The organism is Aurantimonas marina, from assembly GCF_017183135.1.
Taxonomy (GTDB): Bacteria; Pseudomonadota; Alphaproteobacteria; order Rhizobiales; family Rhizobiaceae; genus Aurantimonas; species Aurantimonas marina.
On the sequence record NZ_JADDXW010000007.1, the window covers coordinates 95,488 to 111,229 of the forward strand.

General features: G+C 65.3%; 18 protein-coding genes. 9 read left to right on the forward strand and 9 right to left on the reverse strand.

Going from position 1 to position 15,742, the window contains the following annotated elements:
• The first annotated feature begins 4 nt into the window (after positions 1 to 4).
• Genes ccmD through ING15_RS10165 form a run of 3 tightly spaced genes read left to right on the forward strand, consistent with a single transcriptional unit; the run spans position 5 to position 1,487 of the window.
• On the forward strand, positions 5 to 196 hold the full coding sequence (gene ccmD / locus ING15_RS10155) for a heme exporter protein CcmD (protein ID WP_206454692.1): 192 nt from the start codon (positions 5 to 7) through the stop codon (positions 194 to 196).
• Entirely contained in the window at positions 193 to 873 is a 681-nt protein-coding gene (locus ING15_RS10160) for a DsbE family thiol:disulfide interchange protein (RefSeq protein ID WP_206454693.1), read from the forward strand. The genes ccmD and ING15_RS10160 overlap by 4 nt, the downstream gene beginning before the upstream one ends.
• Before the next feature lie 50 nt (positions 874 to 923).
• Positions 924 to 1,487 (forward strand): NUDIX domain-containing protein, encoded by a 564-nt coding sequence (locus ING15_RS10165; RefSeq protein ID WP_206454694.1) that lies wholly within the window; start codon positions 924 to 926, stop codon positions 1,485 to 1,487.
• A 3-nt stretch (positions 1,488 to 1,490) separates the two neighbouring features.
• On the opposite strand, the gene ING15_RS10170 is transcribed toward ING15_RS10165, so the two are convergent.
• The 9 genes from ING15_RS10170 to ING15_RS10210 form a co-directional block, all read right to left on the reverse strand.
• Positions 1,491 to 2,276 carry a tellurite resistance TerB family protein gene (locus tag ING15_RS10170; protein ID WP_206454695.1) on the reverse strand — a complete coding sequence of 262 codons (786 nt, stop codon included), beginning with the start codon at positions 2,274 to 2,276 and terminating at the stop codon, positions 1,491 to 1,493.
• A gap of 84 nt (positions 2,277 to 2,360) precedes the next feature.
• On the reverse strand, positions 2,361 to 3,026 hold the full coding sequence (locus tag ING15_RS10175) for a septation protein A (RefSeq protein WP_206454696.1): 666 nt from the start codon (positions 3,024 to 3,026) through the stop codon (positions 2,361 to 2,363).
• Positions 3,027 to 3,131: 105 nt separating this feature from the next.
• Positions 3,132 to 4,505 (reverse strand): signal recognition particle-docking protein FtsY, encoded by a 1,374-nt coding sequence (gene ftsY, locus ING15_RS10180; protein ID WP_206454784.1) that lies wholly within the window; start codon positions 4,503 to 4,505, stop codon positions 3,132 to 3,134.
• Between the two features lie 62 nt (positions 4,506 to 4,567).
• Positions 4,568 to 4,888 carry a hypothetical protein gene (locus tag ING15_RS10185; protein ID WP_206454697.1) on the reverse strand — a complete coding sequence of 107 codons (321 nt, stop codon included), beginning with the start codon at positions 4,886 to 4,888 and terminating at the stop codon, positions 4,568 to 4,570.
• A gap of 18 nt (positions 4,889 to 4,906) precedes the next feature.
• A complete protein-coding gene (gene mtaB, locus ING15_RS10190; RefSeq protein WP_206454698.1) occupies positions 4,907 to 6,202 on the reverse strand; it encodes a tRNA (N(6)-L-threonylcarbamoyladenosine(37)-C(2))-methylthiotransferase MtaB in 1,296 nt (431 codons plus the stop codon).
• On the reverse strand, positions 6,202 to 7,116 hold the full coding sequence (gene dapF / locus ING15_RS10195) for a diaminopimelate epimerase (protein ID WP_206454699.1): 915 nt from the start codon (positions 7,114 to 7,116) through the stop codon (positions 6,202 to 6,204). The genes mtaB and dapF overlap by 1 nt, the downstream gene beginning before the upstream one ends.
• Before the next feature lie 170 nt (positions 7,117 to 7,286).
• On the reverse strand, positions 7,287 to 7,670 hold the full coding sequence (locus tag ING15_RS10200; protein WP_206454700.1) for a hypothetical protein: 384 nt from the start codon (positions 7,668 to 7,670) through the stop codon (positions 7,287 to 7,289).
• Between the two features lie 89 nt (positions 7,671 to 7,759).
• On the reverse strand, positions 7,760 to 8,416 hold the full coding sequence (locus ING15_RS10205; RefSeq protein ID WP_206454701.1) for a DUF1236 domain-containing protein: 657 nt from the start codon (positions 8,414 to 8,416) through the stop codon (positions 7,760 to 7,762).
• A 135-nt stretch (positions 8,417 to 8,551) separates the two neighbouring features.
• Positions 8,552 to 9,640: an endonuclease/exonuclease/phosphatase family protein gene (locus tag ING15_RS10210; RefSeq protein WP_206454702.1), complete on the reverse strand. Its 1,089-nt coding sequence runs from the start codon at positions 9,638 to 9,640 to the stop codon at positions 8,552 to 8,554.
• Between the two features lie 424 nt (positions 9,641 to 10,064).
• Between ING15_RS10210 and ffh the strand changes: the two genes are divergently transcribed.
• The 6 genes from ffh (at position 10,065) to trmD (ending at position 15,633) form a co-directional block, all read left to right on the forward strand.
• Positions 10,065 to 11,603, forward strand: a complete 1,539-nt coding sequence (gene ffh / locus ING15_RS10215) for a signal recognition particle protein (protein WP_206454703.1) — start codon at positions 10,065 to 10,067, stop codon at positions 11,601 to 11,603.
• Positions 11,604 to 11,698: 95 nt separating this feature from the next.
• On the forward strand, positions 11,699 to 12,145 hold the full coding sequence (rpsP, locus tag ING15_RS10220) for a 30S ribosomal protein S16 (protein ID WP_206454704.1): 447 nt from the start codon (positions 11,699 to 11,701) through the stop codon (positions 12,143 to 12,145).
• A gap of 121 nt (positions 12,146 to 12,266) precedes the next feature.
• A complete protein-coding gene (locus ING15_RS10225; RefSeq protein WP_206454705.1) occupies positions 12,267 to 13,790 on the forward strand; it encodes a sensor domain-containing diguanylate cyclase in 1,524 nt (507 codons plus the stop codon).
• A gap of 156 nt (positions 13,791 to 13,946) precedes the next feature.
• Positions 13,947 to 14,525 carry a ribosome maturation factor RimM gene (rimM, locus tag ING15_RS10230; protein WP_332873812.1) on the forward strand — a complete coding sequence of 193 codons (579 nt, stop codon included), beginning with the start codon at positions 13,947 to 13,949 and terminating at the stop codon, positions 14,523 to 14,525.
• 114 nt (positions 14,526 to 14,639) lie between these two features.
• On the forward strand, positions 14,640 to 14,942 hold the full coding sequence (locus tag ING15_RS10235; protein ID WP_206454706.1) for a putative quinol monooxygenase: 303 nt from the start codon (positions 14,640 to 14,642) through the stop codon (positions 14,940 to 14,942).
• A 7-nt stretch (positions 14,943 to 14,949) separates the two neighbouring features.
• The gene (gene trmD, locus ING15_RS10240) at positions 14,950 to 15,633 is read left to right on the forward strand and encodes a tRNA (guanosine(37)-N1)-methyltransferase TrmD (protein WP_206454707.1); all 684 of its coding nucleotides are present in this window, start codon (positions 14,950 to 14,952) and stop codon (positions 15,631 to 15,633) included.
• Positions 15,634 to 15,742 lie beyond the last annotated feature (109 nt).

The following is a 15,742-nucleotide window of genomic DNA, read 5'->3' on the forward strand; positions in this document are numbered from 1 at the left end:
CGTCATGAATTATTTCGGTTTTATCGCATCGGCCTATGGGGTCTCGGCGCTGGCCCTCCTGGCGCTGGCGCTCTGGGTTTTCCTCGACGCCAGGGCGCAGCGACGCGCCTTGAAGGCACTCGAAGCAAGGGGTATTCGCCGGCGGTCCGCCGGTCGCCCCGCAGCCGCCTCCAAGATGACAGGGACGGCACAATGATCGAGGAGCCGACCGAGACGACGATCCCGACCGCGCCGGCTGCGGCGCATGATGGCGAGACGCAGCCATCGCGGCCCGCCAAACCGCGGCGCAACTGGCTGGTCCTCTTGCCGCTGCTGCTGTTCGGCGGGCTTGCCTCCGTCTTTCTCTATCAGTTGCTTTCGGGAAAGAACGCCCAGATCATCCCGTCGGTGCTGATCGGCAAGACCGCTCCGGAAACCACACTGCCGCCGCTGGATGGGCTTGTGGGGGAGGATGGGCAACCGATCCCAGGTCTCGACCTGACGGGGTTTGGCGACGGCCGTCCCGTCATCGTCAACGTTTTCGCCTCCTGGTGCGCGCCCTGCCGCGTCGAGCATCCGCTGTTGATGGAACTCGCCAAGGACGATCGCTTCCGGCTCCTCGGTATCAATTACAAGGACAAGCCGGAAAACGCGCTCGAATTCCTGAAATCGCTCGGCAATCCCTACGATGCGGTCGGGGTCGATCCCAAGGGCACGGCGACGATCGACTGGGGCGTCTACGGCATCCCGGAAACCTTCCTCGTCACCCCGGACGGCGAGATCGTCTACAAGCAGACGGGACCGTTCTCGCCCGAGATCATCGAGACCGGTCTGATGCCGGCGATCGAGGAAGTGCTGGCGCGAAAGCCGGCCGAGAAGGCGCCGACGAGCTGATCTTTCGTGCGTTGCCGGTTCGAACGACCGCCGAGATCATCTGTGACCAAATGACCGAGCCCTCCTTCTCCCTCCGTACGCCCGAAGACGACGCCCTGCCGCGCAAGATCTGCGATACTTGCGGTTTCGTCGCCTACGAAAACCCCAAGATCGTCGTCGGCTCGGTGGTCCGCCACGATGGCAAGATCCTGCTCTGCAAGCGGGCGATCGAGCCGCGCAAGGGGTTCTGGACGATCCCGGCCGGCTATCTGGAACTGAACGAGACGCCCGAGGACGGCGCCCGCCGCGAGGCGCGGGAGGAAGCCGAGGCGGCGCTCACGATCGAGCGGCTGCTGGCTGTCTACGCCGTACCGCGGATCAGCCAGGTGCAACTCATCTACCGGGCGCGGCTTGCGGAGGCGACCATCGCGGCGGGACCGGAAAGCCAAGCCGTGGACATGTTCGCCTTCGACGCCATTCCGTGGGACGAACTGGCCTTTCCCTCGGTCCACTGGGCGCTCCACCACGACCGCGAGGCGGAAGCCGGTGCGCCGCCGGCGCCGTTCGGCAATCCCGACGGCGCCACCGGCAACGTCATGCCCGATGGGCGCGCCTTGAAGACCGGCGAGTTCTGACGGCTATTCCCGCACTTCGCGCGCAGTGCGGCGAATTTCCGCCGTCAGCTCCGCCGGAAGGTTCAGCCGCGCGGCGAGATGATCGAGATACGCTTGCTCGGCCGGGTGGTCCGGATCGATGGCGAGAACGGACGCGGTGTAAATTTCCATGGCGATCTCCGGGCTCGTCGCCCGCGAGGCGAGTTCGTCCACGGAAAGCGGCCGACGCATCTCGTCGATGACAAAGCCTTTTTCCTCGGCCTCCAGCCCCAGATCGTCGATGCGCCCGAAGATCGCCTGCTGTTCCGCAGCGTCGATATAGCCGTCGGCCTTGGCCGCGGCGATCATCGCCGAGAGCATCAGGCCCGCCCGTCGATCTTCTTCGCCCTCCGGGAGGAAGGCCGTGCCCTCGGGGGCGGGGATTTCGCCGGCCGGGACCGGTTGCCGTCCGGAAACCGGCGTCGGCGCGGCGTTCGGCAGCGCGCCCGCGGCGGCGTTGTTCGCCTGGTAATTCTGATAGGCCTTGTAGGCGAGGCCGGCCACGAGCGCCGCGCCACCGAGTTTCAAGGCCGAACCGCCGAGCTTGCGAACGCCCTTGCCCCGGAACAGGCTTGAGGCCAAGCCGCCGACGAGCACGCCGGTCAGTGCCGACCCGCCCTTGCCGGACAGCATGTCGCCGATCTGATCAACGACGGAGCCCCCGGCGCCCGAGCCGCCAAGCCCGGCGCCGGCGCGCCGGTCTTGTCCGTAACCCTGCCGGCGGCTTTCACCTTGGCCGAGAAATTCACCGAGAAGCTTCTGCACATCCATGACATCGGATCCTTGTTGCTGCTGGCTCCGATATCGGGATGGTGATCCGGCATCGCAATGGCGGACGGCACCCCCCGGCCGGCGTCAATCCTTTGCGCTCACATGCTCCTTAACCAGTGGCTCGGTGGCGTGACGCTTGATCAGCGGGAACTGCGCCATCATGAATGCGATGGTGATCGGCATCGTGCCCCAGACCTTGAAGGCGACCCAGAAATCCGTCGAGAATGAACGCCAGACCACCTCGTTGAGGATGGCCAGGAAGATGAAGAACAGGCCCCAGCGAAAGGTCAGCTTGCGCCAGCCCTCGGCGTCGAGTTTGAAGGCCTGATCGAAGACGTAGCCGAGCAGCGACTTGCCGAATAAGAGCCCGCCGAGGAGGACGCCGGCGAAGAGGCCGTTGACGATGGTCGGCTTCATCTTGATGAAGGTCTCGTCCTGCAGCCACAAAGTCAGCGTGCCGAACACAAGCACCACCGCACCGGAGACCAGCGGCATGATCGGCAATGTCCGGGTGATCGCCCAGGAAACGCTCAGCGAGATGGCCATCGCCGCCATGAACAGCGCGGTGGCGACGAACAGCGGGCCACCCAGTTCCTGCAGCACCGGAAAGACGTTGGCGATCTGCTCGCCGCGCGCATTGGCGAAGAAGAAGACCAGCAGCGGCCCGAGCTCCAGCGCGAATTTCAGGAGCGGGTTCATCTCCTTTCGGGTCGGGGAATTCGGTTCTTCTTCGATGATGTGGTCGGTCATGGGCACTCCGTGTTCGCCCTCATATCGTTCGGGATCGCGGCAAATGATAGGCTGCGGCGCCAATATGGTCGGAATCTGACCGATCTTTGATGGACAGCCTAGCCATCAGGGGGAATCCGACACACTCGCGATCGCACTGGCGAAATCCTTCGCCTTGAACGGTTCGAGATCGTCGATGCCCTCGCCGACGCCGACGAAATAGACCGGCAGCTTGTGCTTGGCGGCGATGGCGACGAGGATGCCGCCGCGCGCCGTGCCGTCGAGCTTGGTCATCACCAGCCCGTTGACGCCGGCGACATTGCGGAAGATCTCGACCTGGTTGAGGGCATTCTGGCCGGTGGTGGCGTCGAGGGTCAACAGCACGGTGTGCGGCGCGTCCGGCTCACGCTTGCCGAGGACGCGGATGATCTTTTCCAGTTCCGCCATCAGCTCGGTCTTGTTCTGCAGGCGCCCGGCCGTGTCGATGATCAGGACATCGGAGTCGTTCTCGACCGCGCGGTCATAGGCCTCGAAGGCCAGCCCCGCCGCATCTGCGCCGATCGCCTTGGCGACGACCTCGGAGCCGGTGCGCTCGCCCCAGATCTTCAACTGCTCGACGGCGGCGGCGCGGAAGGTGTCGCCGGCGCACAGGGTTACCTTGAGCCCGGCGCGGCTGAGCTTCGCCGCCAGCTTGCCGATCGTCGTGGTCTTGCCGGTGCCGTTGACCCCGACCACGAGAATGACGTGCGGCTTCTTTTCCAGATCGAGCTCCAGCGGCATCGCCACCGGCGCCAGCGTTTTCTCGATTTCGCCGGCAAGGATCGAGCGGACTTCCTGACTGGCGATCTCGCGGCCGAAGCGGCCTTCCGACAGGCGGTCGGTGATGCGCAACGCCGTCTCGACGCCGAGATCGGCCTGGATCAGCACGTCCTCGAAATCCTGCAGCGTCTCCTCGTCCAGGCGCCGTTTGGTGAAGATCGAACCGATCGAGCCGGACAGCTGGTTGGACGAGCGCGACAGCCCCTGGCGCAGGCGTTGCAGCCAGGGCGCCGTTACTTCGGGGGCGGGCGCGGCCGGGGTCGCCTGTTCGCGAAGCCGAAAGCCGGCCTCGGGGTCCACCGGCGGGCGGGCGGTGACGGGCTGCTGGGGCGGGGAAGGGAGCGGCGCGTCGGTGCGGGGTTCGGGTGTCTCGTCGAAGGCGGGGACGATCCGCCCGGACGTCTCGAGCGCGGCGTCGTCGTCCGGCGGCAGCTCCGCGTCGAGCCAGGAAAAATCCGCCTCCTCGTCGGGCAGGTCTTCGCCATGCCCGTCCAGATGATCGTCTTCGGAGGCCGGCCCCACAGCGGGGGCCGCCGCGTCCGCGGCCTCGGAGGCTTCCCGCCGTTCGCCCGCGACGGGCGGCGGTGTCTCATCCTCGGGAGGAATCGGCTGTTCCAGAAACGAGAAGTCGGGGCTCTCCGCCGTCGCTTCCGCCGATTCGATCGGCTCCGGCGCCTCCAGCCAGGAGAAATCCGCGCCGTCGTCGGCTTCAGCCGGTTCGGCTTGTTCGCCCGCCGTTTGCCCTAGGAGGATTTCGGAGTTTTTTTTTGAGCCGCGCTCGCTTCATGGCCGATCGAAGCGTCCGCCGGGTCGTCCGTGGGGCGTTTTTCCGCGCCTTCGGCGAGTGGCGTGATGCCGCCTCCCTCATCGAGCGCCGCACCGGCCTCGCCGTCGGCGACGGAACTCGCCGCCGCCTCCGGATGCATGTCCGGGTCCGGCGATCCGGCGCGGCCGACTTCGGTATCGGACGGCCGCGGCAGTTCGCCATGCTCGGGAACGCGATCTTCCTCGCGGTCGGAACCGAAGGAGAAGATGCGCCGGAAGAAACCTTTTTGTTCAGCCATGTGTCAGATCGTTTCTCTTCAAACCCGGTTCGCCCCTTTTCGGGGCTGAACGACGCGGGCGGAAAGCCGCCCGTCGCGTTCCTGCGCGATGATAGTGTCGACAAGCTGGCCGGGGAGCCCGGCGTCGACATGACAGAGGGTGAAATCCTCGCAGCGGCCAATGCCGTCCCGTTCGATGAGCACGCTCTGTGCCGTGCCGACGAGGCGGGCAAGGTGCGCGGCATGGGCCGCGTCGCCGGCCTCGCGCAGACGCGCCGCGCGTTCCTTGACGAGAGGGCGGGACAGTTGCGGCATGCGCGCCGCCGGTGTGCCCTCGCGCGGCGAGAACGGGAAGACGTGGAGGTGAGTCAACCCGCACTCCTCGACCAGCTTCAGCGAGTTTTCGAACATGGCGTGGGTTTCGGTCGGAAAGCCCGCGATGATGTCGGCGCCATAGACGATGTCCGGCCGCGCCGCGCGCATGTCCGCGCAGAAGCGGATCGCGTCGTCGCGGTTGTGGCGGCGCTTCATCCGTTTCAGGATCATGTCGTCGCCGGCCTGCAGCGACAGGTGCAGGTGCGGCATCAGCCGCTTTTCCGAGCCGATCGCCTCGATCAGCGCCGGGTCGGCCTCGACGGAATCAATCGAGGAAAGCCGCAGACGCCGCAGATCCGGCACATGGCGCAGGATCGCCTGGACGAGGTCGCCGAGCCTTGGCTGGCCGGGCAGATCGGCGCCCCAACTGGTCATGTCGACGCCCGACAGCACCACCTCATTGTAGCCGCCGGCGACGAGGCGCTTGACCTGATCGACGGCCGCGCCCATCGGCACCGAGCGCGAATTGCCGCGGCCAAAGGGGATGATGCAGAAGGTGCAGCGGTGGTCGCAGCCATTCTGGACCTGGACGATGGCGCGTGCGCGTCCCTCGATCGCGTCGACCATGTGGCCAGCGGTTTCGGTGATGCTCATGATGTCGTTGACGCGGATTTTCTCTTCCGTCGCCACGCCGAAATCCGGCAGGGCGCGATAGGACGCGGCGACTAGCTTGTCGTCATTGCCGATCACGGCGTCGACTTCGGCCATTTCGGCGAAGCGGCCGGGTTCGGTCTGCGCCGCGCAGCCGGTGACGACGATGCGCGCTTGCGGGTTATCGCGCCGGGCCCGGCGGATTTGCTGGCGCGCCTGGCGCACCGCCTCGGCGGTGACGGCGCAGGTGTTGAAGACGATCGCGCCCGGACCGTCCTCGCCGAGGCCGGCGGCCAGCGCCTCGCGCTTCATCACCTCGGCCTCGTAGGTGTTCAGCCGGCAGCCGAAGGAAACGACATCGACGCCCATCAGGCGGGTTCCGCTGCGGTCTGGTTGTCGCGGACATAGGCGCCCCTCGCCGGGTCGAGGCGACCCGACCATTCCCATGTCGCGGGGCCGGTCATGATGACGTGGTCGTCGTCGCGCCATTCCAGCAGGAGATCGCCACCCGGCACGGTGACGGTCACCGTCCGGTCGGTTCGCTGCGTCCGCGCGGCCGAGACGGCGGCGGCGCAAGCGGCCGAGCCGCAAGCCATGGTCAGGCCGACGCCGCGCTCCCAGGTCCGAAGCGTCAACGCGCTCGGGCTTGTCACCTGAGCAATGGAGATGTTCGCCCGTTCGGGAAAAATCGGATGGTTTTCAAGGATCGGACCGAAGCGATCGAGATCGTAGCTCCAGACGTCGCGATCGACCCAGAAGATCGCATGGGGATTGCCCATCGAGGCGACCGAAGGCGAATGCAACACCGGCGCGTCGATCGGCCCGATCTGAAGTTCGATGGCACGGGTATCGTGGAATTCCTCGGCCAGCGGGATGTCCGCCCAGCCGAAACGCGGTCGGCCCATGTCGACGGAAATCAACCCGTCCGGCCGTTCGGTCGCGGTCAGGATGCCGGCCCGCGTCTCGAAGGTGAAGTCGCGCCGACCAGTCTCGGCAGAAAGTGCCTGGACGACGCAACGCGTACCGTTGCCGCAGGCCTCGGCCTCGGAGCCGTCGCGATTGATGATCCGGATATAGGCGTCGGTGCCGGCGGTTCTGGGGTCGTGGATCGCCATGATCTGGTCGAAGCGGGTCGCGGGGTCGGCAGCTAGCGCACGCGCGCTATCGGACGATATGCGGGCGTCGGTGCCGCGCAGATCGGCGACGATGATCTCGTTGCCGAGCCCATTCATCCGCGCGAAGGCGATGGCGGGCTCAGCGGCGGTGCCGGCGCTCTCGGTCATGGCGGCTATATGGCCGATCATGGTGGCAAAGGAAAGGAGGCCGCGTGGTCGCCCACGCGGCCGGAGGCTTTGGGCGTCTTGCCCAAGACCACCAGGCAGAGGTGCCAAAGCTGCTACCTTCCGGCTGCCACCGATCACGGCAACGAACCGCGCCAACCGGTTGCCATCGGTTAGTTGGCCGGTGCCGGGGCCTCTGTCGCGGCGGGAGCTTCCGGTGCTGCCGTGTCTGCCGGAGCTTCCGGAGCCGCGGGTGGCGCTTCGGAGGCCGCCGGGGTCGCGTCGCTTTCCGCGGCGGGCGTTTCGACGCTGGCGTCGGGGGTATCCACGGTAACGTTCGTCGTGCTGCTGTCGCCCACGTCTCCGCCGGAGAGGCCGTCACCGAACAGGAAGAAGGCGCCGACGAGGAGAACGAGAATGAGAACCGCCGCGGCGATCATGCCACCGCTGCCGCCGCCTCTCGGGCCGTCGACGCGATCGTTGTTGACGATGACGGTTCGGTCCTCGCCGGGAGGGACCCTGTCCACCGGAGGGGGGACGTCGCGTGGGTCTGACATGTGACTTACTCCTGTTGGGCCGCGGCGATCTGCATGCCGGGCGAGGGGGAGCGCCGGTGTTCCGGCGCTCCAATGATGCACGGCAGCCGTTAGCGTACGACGTAGACGACCTTGCGTGTGTTGGCTTCGACGAGGACTGGCTGTCCGTTCACATAGACATAGCGGTACTCGTAATCCGGAATCTCCCGAAGTTCGACCGTCTCGGGAAGGCTGGCGCCGACGACGGCTTCACCCTCGAGATAAACAGGATCGACCTGGTTCGAGCGGACGTAGGATACGGCGGTCTCAGGTGGGTCTATGACGGCGCCCGCGGCAAGACCCGCCGCTCCGCCGATCGCAGCGCCCACGGGGCCGCCTACGATGGCTCCCGCGACGGCGCCCGTCGTTGCGCCGGCGAGCCCGCCACCAGCATCGTTCTCGTAGGTCGTCACCGGAACGGAAAGTTCCTGTCGGCGGGTGGTGACGACGACCTGCTCACCCGCCATGTCGGCGGTCAGATAGTCTGAGTAAGCCCAGCCTTCCTTGCCGTCGACGCTCACCTTGCACCAGGAACCGCCTTCGATGCACCCATCGACCGTGGCGCTACCTTCATTCGCAATCATACCGATGATCTCGTAGTTCGGTCCGGGTCCTGCGCGGAGGTTGAGATCGGTCGTCGCCTTCACGGCTGTCTGTGCGAATGCGGGCATGGCAAGCGCGACCAAAGCGGTGGTGGTGCCGGTGACGAGAATATGTCGAAGTTTCATAAATTTAAATCCTGACGAGAAAGCCCTTCGCTCGTCAAAATGTCGCAGATTGATAATTGTTCCTGACCAACCGCTGCATTGTGCAACGAACCTCTCACCTGCCTGCCCCTGGGACCCAGGATTCCGGGCGCGCGTCTATTTCTCCCAGTCGGTACCAATTGCATGGCGGTCGAGGGCGCGGGCGTCTTTTTCGATCTCCGCACACTCCTCGCGATCCGCCGCGTCTTCCCTCTCGGGCAGTTCCGCTTCCTCGGCCGAAGCCGTCAGGGCCAGCTTGAAATACATCGGATAGTGGTCGGAGCCGATATCGGGCAGCCGCTTCATTGCAATCAACTGGAAGCGGGCATCGTGGAACAGATGGTCCAGCGGCCAGCGCATGAACCAGAAGCGGGTGTCGAATGTGTTATAGAACCCGCGCCCGACGCGTGGATCGAGAAGCCGCGATATCCGCTGAAAGAGCCGGGTGGTATGGGACCAGGCGACGTCATTGAGATCGCCGCAGACGATTGCGGGCACGCGGTCTTCCTTCACGAGTTCGGCCACCTGGACCAACTCGGCATCGCGCCCGGCCGAATCCACATGCGGTACCGGCGGCTCCGGATGGACGCCATAGAGATGAAAGCGCTGCCCATCCGGCAGGACGACGGTCGTGATGATCGAGGGCACGTCTTCCATGACGAGATATTGGACTTTGGTGTCCCGCAACTGGTGGCGGGACATGAGAATCATACCATAGGAGTTCTCCAGCGGATGCGAGACCCCATGCGGCCAGTCGTCGCTCAGCGCCTTGATCGCATCGGCCCAACCCTCGTCGGTCTCCATGAAAATCGCGATATCGGGGTCGGCTTCGCGGACGAGGGCGATTGCCCTGTCATAGTCGCGATTGGACATTTTGACGTTGTAGGAAAGGACCGACACCGTGTTCTTGCCATTCGGGTCGCCCTCGTAGCTTTGGGACTGGCGCTTGCGCAGCGGCGTGAACTGCGCGATCGAAACCGCCTGCACGGCCAGCACGATGGCTTGTCCGGCAAGTAAGCTCCACATCCACATGGCGGACTCGACCAGCCAGACTGTCAGCGGCACGAGGACAAGCGTCAGGGCAAGGAATTGCAACCGGGGAAAGGCAAAAACCCGGACGAAGCCGTGCGCGATGCGGGCGAAGGAAATGCCAGTCGCAAAAAGAAGAAAGATCGTGAGTGCGGTCAGAATTAGGGCAGCCGTCATGACCTCAACGCGATTGGAGTGATCCGTAGACGGCCGGGAACAAGCCGACCGTTGTCGAGCACTTGTATCCAAAGCTGCATAGGACAAGGGCGCATGGTTGGCGCCTGCTGATAGCAGGGGGGCCGCGGCATCCCTTCAAGCGGCTCGCAGACCGCCGCCGGCTGCCCCGGCCTCCCGACCCGCCCCCGAATTGACAATTCGAGCGCTTTGGTGTTCTTGCTCGGCAAATCCGCGACATACCGTCCGCGACCCGCCGACCATGCCCCTTCTCCTGGAGCCGCATGGAGGTCCCCATCCGCCAGCGAGTTTCGCCCGCGGATGCGTTCATGCTTTGAGCAACGTCCGCTCCCGGCATGAAGGGTTTGCGGTCCTCGGCGATGCGCACCACCTTCCGGGGCAATTCGGAAGGACGGAAGGAAGCTTGATGTTCGACTCGCTCCAGGACCGCCTTGGGTCCATCCTGAACGGTCTTACCGGCCGCGGCGCGCTCTCCGACAAGGATGTGGGGGCGGCGCTGCGCGAGGTCCGCCGGGCGCTGCTCGAAGCCGACGTCGCGCTGGAAGTGGTGCGGGGCTTTACCGACCGGGTGCGCGAAAAGGCCGTCGGCGCCGAAATCCTGAAGTCGATCAAGCCCGGCCAGATGGTCGTCAAGATCGTCCATGACGAACTGATCGAAATGCTCGGTCGGGACCAGGTGCCAATCGACCTCAACGCGCCGGCACCGGTCGTCGTGATGATGGTCGGCCTGCAGGGCTCGGGCAAGACCACGACCACCGGCAAGATCGCCAGGCGCCTGACCGAGCGGCAGCGCAAGAAGGTGCTGATGGCCTCGCTGGACACCCGTCGGCCGGCCGCGCAGGAGCAGTTGAGGGTTCTCGGGGAGCAGACCGGTGTCGCGACGCTGCCGATCATCGCGGGGCAGGGACCGGTGGAGATCGCCGTCCGGGCCCATCAGGCCGGCAAGCTCGGCGGCTACGATGTTGTCATTCTCGACACCGCCGGCCGCACTCACATCGACGAGCCGCTGATGGTCGAGATGGCGGAGATCAAGGCGCGGGCGAACCCGCACGAGATTCTCCTCGTTGCCGACTCGCTTACCGGTCAGGACGCGGTCAATCTCGCCCGTTCCTTCGACGAACGGGTCGGCATCACCGGCATCGTCCTCACGCGCGTCGACGGCGACGGACGCGGCGGCGCGGCGCTGTCCATGCGCGCGGTCACCGGCAAGCCGATCAAGCTGATCGGCACCGGCGAGAAGATGGACGCGCTGGAGGATTTCCATCCCTCGCGCATCGCCGACCGCATCCTGGGCATGGGCGACATCGTCAGTCTTGTCGAGAAGGCGGCCGAGAACATCGACGCGGAAAAAGCCGCGGCGATGGCCAAGAAGATGCAGTCGGGGAAGTTCGACCTGAACGACCTTGCCGACCAGATCCGCCAGATGCAGAAGATGGGCGGCATGGGCGGCATGATGGGTCTGATGCCCGGCATGGGAAAGATGAAGGACCAGATGGCCTCCGCCGGTCTCGACGATAAGATGCTGAAGCGCCAGCTCGCCGTCATTTCGTCGATGACCCCGGCCGAGCGCGCTCGCCCCGACATCCTCAAGCACAGCCGCAAGAAGCGCATCGCAGCCGGCTCCGGCACGTCGTCGGCCGAGATCAACAAGCTCTTGAAGATGCACCGACAGATGGCCGACGTCATGAAGTCGATGGGCAAGGGCAAGGGCGGCATGATGGGCAAGATGATGGGCGGCCTTGCCGGCAAAATGGGCCTTGGCGGCATGGGTGGTCCCGGCGGCGGTATGCCCGGCGGCATGCCGGACCTGTCGAAGATGGATCCCAAGCAGATCGAAGCGATGGCGAAAGCCGCGCAGGGCGGTGGGCTTCCCCCTGGTCTCGGCGCGCCCGGCGGATTGCCGGGCCTTCCCGGACTTCCCGGCCTGCCGGTCAAGAAAAAATAGGGGTCCAGCGGCCAAGCCGCGACCACGCGAACACCTCGAACAGCAAACTCCGGCATCCGACAACGGGCCGACATCCAACAGAAGGAAAACTCCACATGCCCCTGAAAATGCGCCTCGCCCGTGCCGGCTCGAAAAAGCGGCCTTATTACCATGTCGTCGTCGCGGACGCCCGGAGCCCCCGCGATGGCCGGTTCGTCGAGCAGCTCGGCTCCTGGAACCCAATGTTGCCGAAGGACGCCGAGCGCGTGAAGTTGAACGAAGAGCGCATCAAGCACTGGCTCGGCGAGGGCGCACAGCCGACGGATCGCGTCATGCGCTTCCTTGATCAGGCCGGCATTCTCAACCGTCCCGCCCGCGTCAATCCGGTGAAGGGCAAGCCGGGCAAGAAGGCACAGGAGCGCGAAGCCGAGCGCGTGCAGCGCGAGGAGGACGCCAAGGCGGCGGCCGAGCAGGCAGCCGCCGATGCCGAAGCCGCCAAGAATGCGCCGGCCGAAGAGGCTCCCGCCGCAGATGAGGCGACTACGGAAGAACCCGCATCGTAAGTTTGCGTGAGGAAAGTTTCCACTGTAATCGTTAGACCTGAGCAACGGCGCCATTCGGCGCCGTTCGAGCAATCGGAACGCATCTTACGAAATGCGGACCGCCTGTCATCGAGGTCAGCCGATGCCGAGTTCCGCCGAAGCCCCAATGGACGCTCGCTACGAGGCCGTGTCCACAGGGGATCTCGGCTTGTTCGAACTCGCGCCGATCCCGCTCTGGATCGAGGATTTCAGCGGCGTCAAGGCGCTGTTCGACGAATGGCGTGACGCCGGCGTCACCTCGATCCGCGAGCATCTGGAGGAAGACCCGGGCCGTGTGAAGGCGGCGGCGGATCGCATCGGGCTTATCGCCGTCAATGCCTGCACCCTGTCGCTGTTCGAGGCGGGTGGCTTCGACGAACTGGCCGCGAACCTCGACCAGGTGTTTTCAGGCGACATGCTCGACAGCCATCGCGAGGAACTGATCCAGCTGTGGGAGGGGCGGACTGCGTTTACCAGCTACGCGGTCAACTACACGCTGTCCGGCCGTCGGCTGGACGTCCAGCTGAAGGCTCGCATCCTGCCCGGTTTCGAGGATGATTGGAGCTGCGTTCTGATCGCCACCGAGGATGTGAGCGAGCGCGAGGAAGGCCGGCGCAGGCTGGTCGCCAGCGAGGCGTTCACCCAGGGCCTGTTCGAGCATTCGCCGATCTCCCTTTGGGTTGAGGATTTCAGTGCGGTGAAGGCGCTGATCGACGATGTCCGGGCGCGCGGCGTCGTCGATTTTCGCACCTTCGTCGACGTGCATCCGGAATTCGTTTCGCGCTGCATGAGCGAAATCCGCGTCATCGACGTCAATCAGCATACGCTCGAACTGTTTTGCGCGGCGGACAAACCCGCGTTGCTCAGCCGTCTCAACGAGGTTTTCCGCGATGGCATGGAGCAATATTTCCGGGAGCAACTGATCGATCTGTGGGACGGCAAGCTGTTCCAGCAGCGCGAGGTGGTGAATTATTCGCTCGAGAGCGACGAACTGCACGTTCACATGCAGTTCTCCGTCTTTCCGGGGCGTGAGGCGGACTGGTCGCTGGTGCAGGTGGCGCTCACCGACATCACCGCGCGCAAGAAGGCAGAGGCGTATCTGGAATATCTCGGAAAGCACGACGTACTGACGAAACTCTACAACCGGTCATTTTTCGTCGACGAGCTCAATCGGCTGGAGCGCAAAGGGCCAACGCCGGTGACGCTGATCGTCGTCGATCTCAACGGGTTGAAACCGGTCAACGACCATCTGGGGCACGCCGCGGGAGACGCCCTGCTGCGGCGCGCCGGCGAGGTGCTCAACAAGGCGGTTGCCAAACCCTGTCATGCCGCCCGCATCGGTGGAGACGAGTTCATCGTTCTGATGCCCGCGACCAGCGAAGCCGAAGGGCTGGAGATGATCGCGACGATCGAGGATCTGGTAGCGGTCAACAACCAGTTTTATCCGGGCGCCCATCTGTCCTTTTCGCTGGGCCTGGCGACGGCCGGCCCGGACGAGCGGCTGGAGGAAGTGGTCAAGCGCGCCGACATGCGGATGTACGAGGCGAAACGCCTGCATTACCTGAAAGCCGGTCTCGACCGCCGCGGCAAGGCGGAAGGGGATGTCGAGCCGGCCCTCAATGCGTAACGCCAGCAACGTTTCGTCGATGATCCGAACCTGCTACCGGGTGCACCGGTCGCATGGTCTCGGTAAGATGGGCGCCTGACCGCGGGTCCCGATGCCCTGTTCGTGGGGAGCCATTGTCGAGTTCGGCGCGTCAGGCGCCAATGGATGTGAAGTCTCGTGTCGCAAATTGCATCAAAACCGGAAAATCCGGTCCTGCTTGGCGTCGTCGGCGGCGCGCACGGACTGAAGGGCGAATGCCGCGTCCGCTCGTTTACCGATAGCCCTGTCGATCTTGGCGCCTATGGGCCGCTCTTTGACGCGGAGGGCAATCGCTACACGGTGAAGAGCGCCCGCCTTCAGAAGAACGTCGTTGTCGTCCGCTTTGCCGAGGTGGAGGATCGCAACCACGCCGAGCGGCTGAACGGCCGCGAACTCTTCATCGATCGCTCCGCCTTGCCGGAGCCGGACGAGTCGGACGAGTTCTACCTGGGCGACCTTGTCGGCCTCGCCGTGGAGACGGTGTCCGGCGCAAGCGTCGGAACGGTCGTGGCGTTCCATGATTTCGGCGCCGGCGACATCGTCGAGATCAAGCCGCCCGAAGGCCCGACCGTAATGATCCCGTTTTCCGAGGCGGCGGTTCCTAAGATCGACGCGGATCGCGGCGTGATGATCGTCGAACCCTTCGCCGCCGGGCTTGTCGAGGCCGAAACAGATGAGCCAGGCGGTGCGACCGAGCCACCGGCGGACGATGACTGACGCCCCGCTCCGTCGTCGTCTGCGGTTTACTCCGCACCTTGTGGCGCGTAACCGATCCCCTTTTTTGCCCGCTGCGCGTATCTCTGCCCCTGCCGCCATCGAAAGGAATGCCTCATGATCATCGTCGCCGGAACCCAGCGTCTTCATCCCGCCGATCTCGAAGCTTTGCGGGAGACCGCGAATGCCACCATCGCCGCGACCCGAGCCGAGCCCGGCTGTCTCGTCTATTCCTTTGCCCAGGATCTGACCGAGCCGGGCCTGGTGCGGATCTACGAGGAGTGGGAGAGCCGGGACGATCTGACGCGTCATGGCAAATCCGACCACATCGCGGCCTGGCGCGCGGCGCTGAGTAAGGTCGAGGTGCTCGGGCGCGATCTGAAGATCATTGAGGTCGCCAAGAGCGAGCAGCTCGCCTGATCCCATCATGAGCTTTCGCGCCACCGTCCTCACGCTCTATCCGGAGATGTTTCCCGGACCGCTCGGCGTCTCGCTGGCCGGCAAGGCGCTCGCACGCGGTGATTTCGCGCTGGAGACGGTGCAGATTCGCGACTTCGGCGTCGGCCGTCATCGCACGGTCGACGACACGCCGTCCGGTGGCGGCGCCGGCATGGTGATGCGCGCCGATGTGCTGGCCAACGCGATCGATTCGGCCTCGCCGGCGGGCGACCCACGGCCGCGACTGCTGATGAGCCCGCGCGGCAAGCCGCTGACCCAGGTGCGTGTGCGCGAACTCGCTGCCAGTGCGGGCGCCGTGATCCTCTGCGGGCGCTTCGAGGGGGTCGACGAGCGGGTGATCGAGGCGCGCGACCTCGAGGAGGTCTCGGTCGGTGATTACATCCTGTCGGGCGGAGAGATGGCCGCCATGGTGCTGCTCGACGCCGTAGTCCGGTTGCTGCCCGGTGTCATGGGCAACGCCCGCTCGGGCGAGACGGAAAGCTTCGAAACCGGCCTGCTCGAACATCCCCATTATACGCGGCCGGCAGAATGGGAGGGTCGGACAATCCCCGACGTTCTGACCTCCGGCGACCACGGGGCGGTCGAACGCTGGCGGCAGGCCGAGGCGGAGTTCATAACCCGGACGAGGCGGCCGGATCTGCTCGCCGAGTGACGTTGCTTGGTCGACTCCGCAGCCCCGTTCGGGCATAATCGAACCGCCGCGAATGCCGCTGGTGCCTGGGGCCTTGCAAAAGTCGCGTCGGAAGTCGGCGCGAGATAGT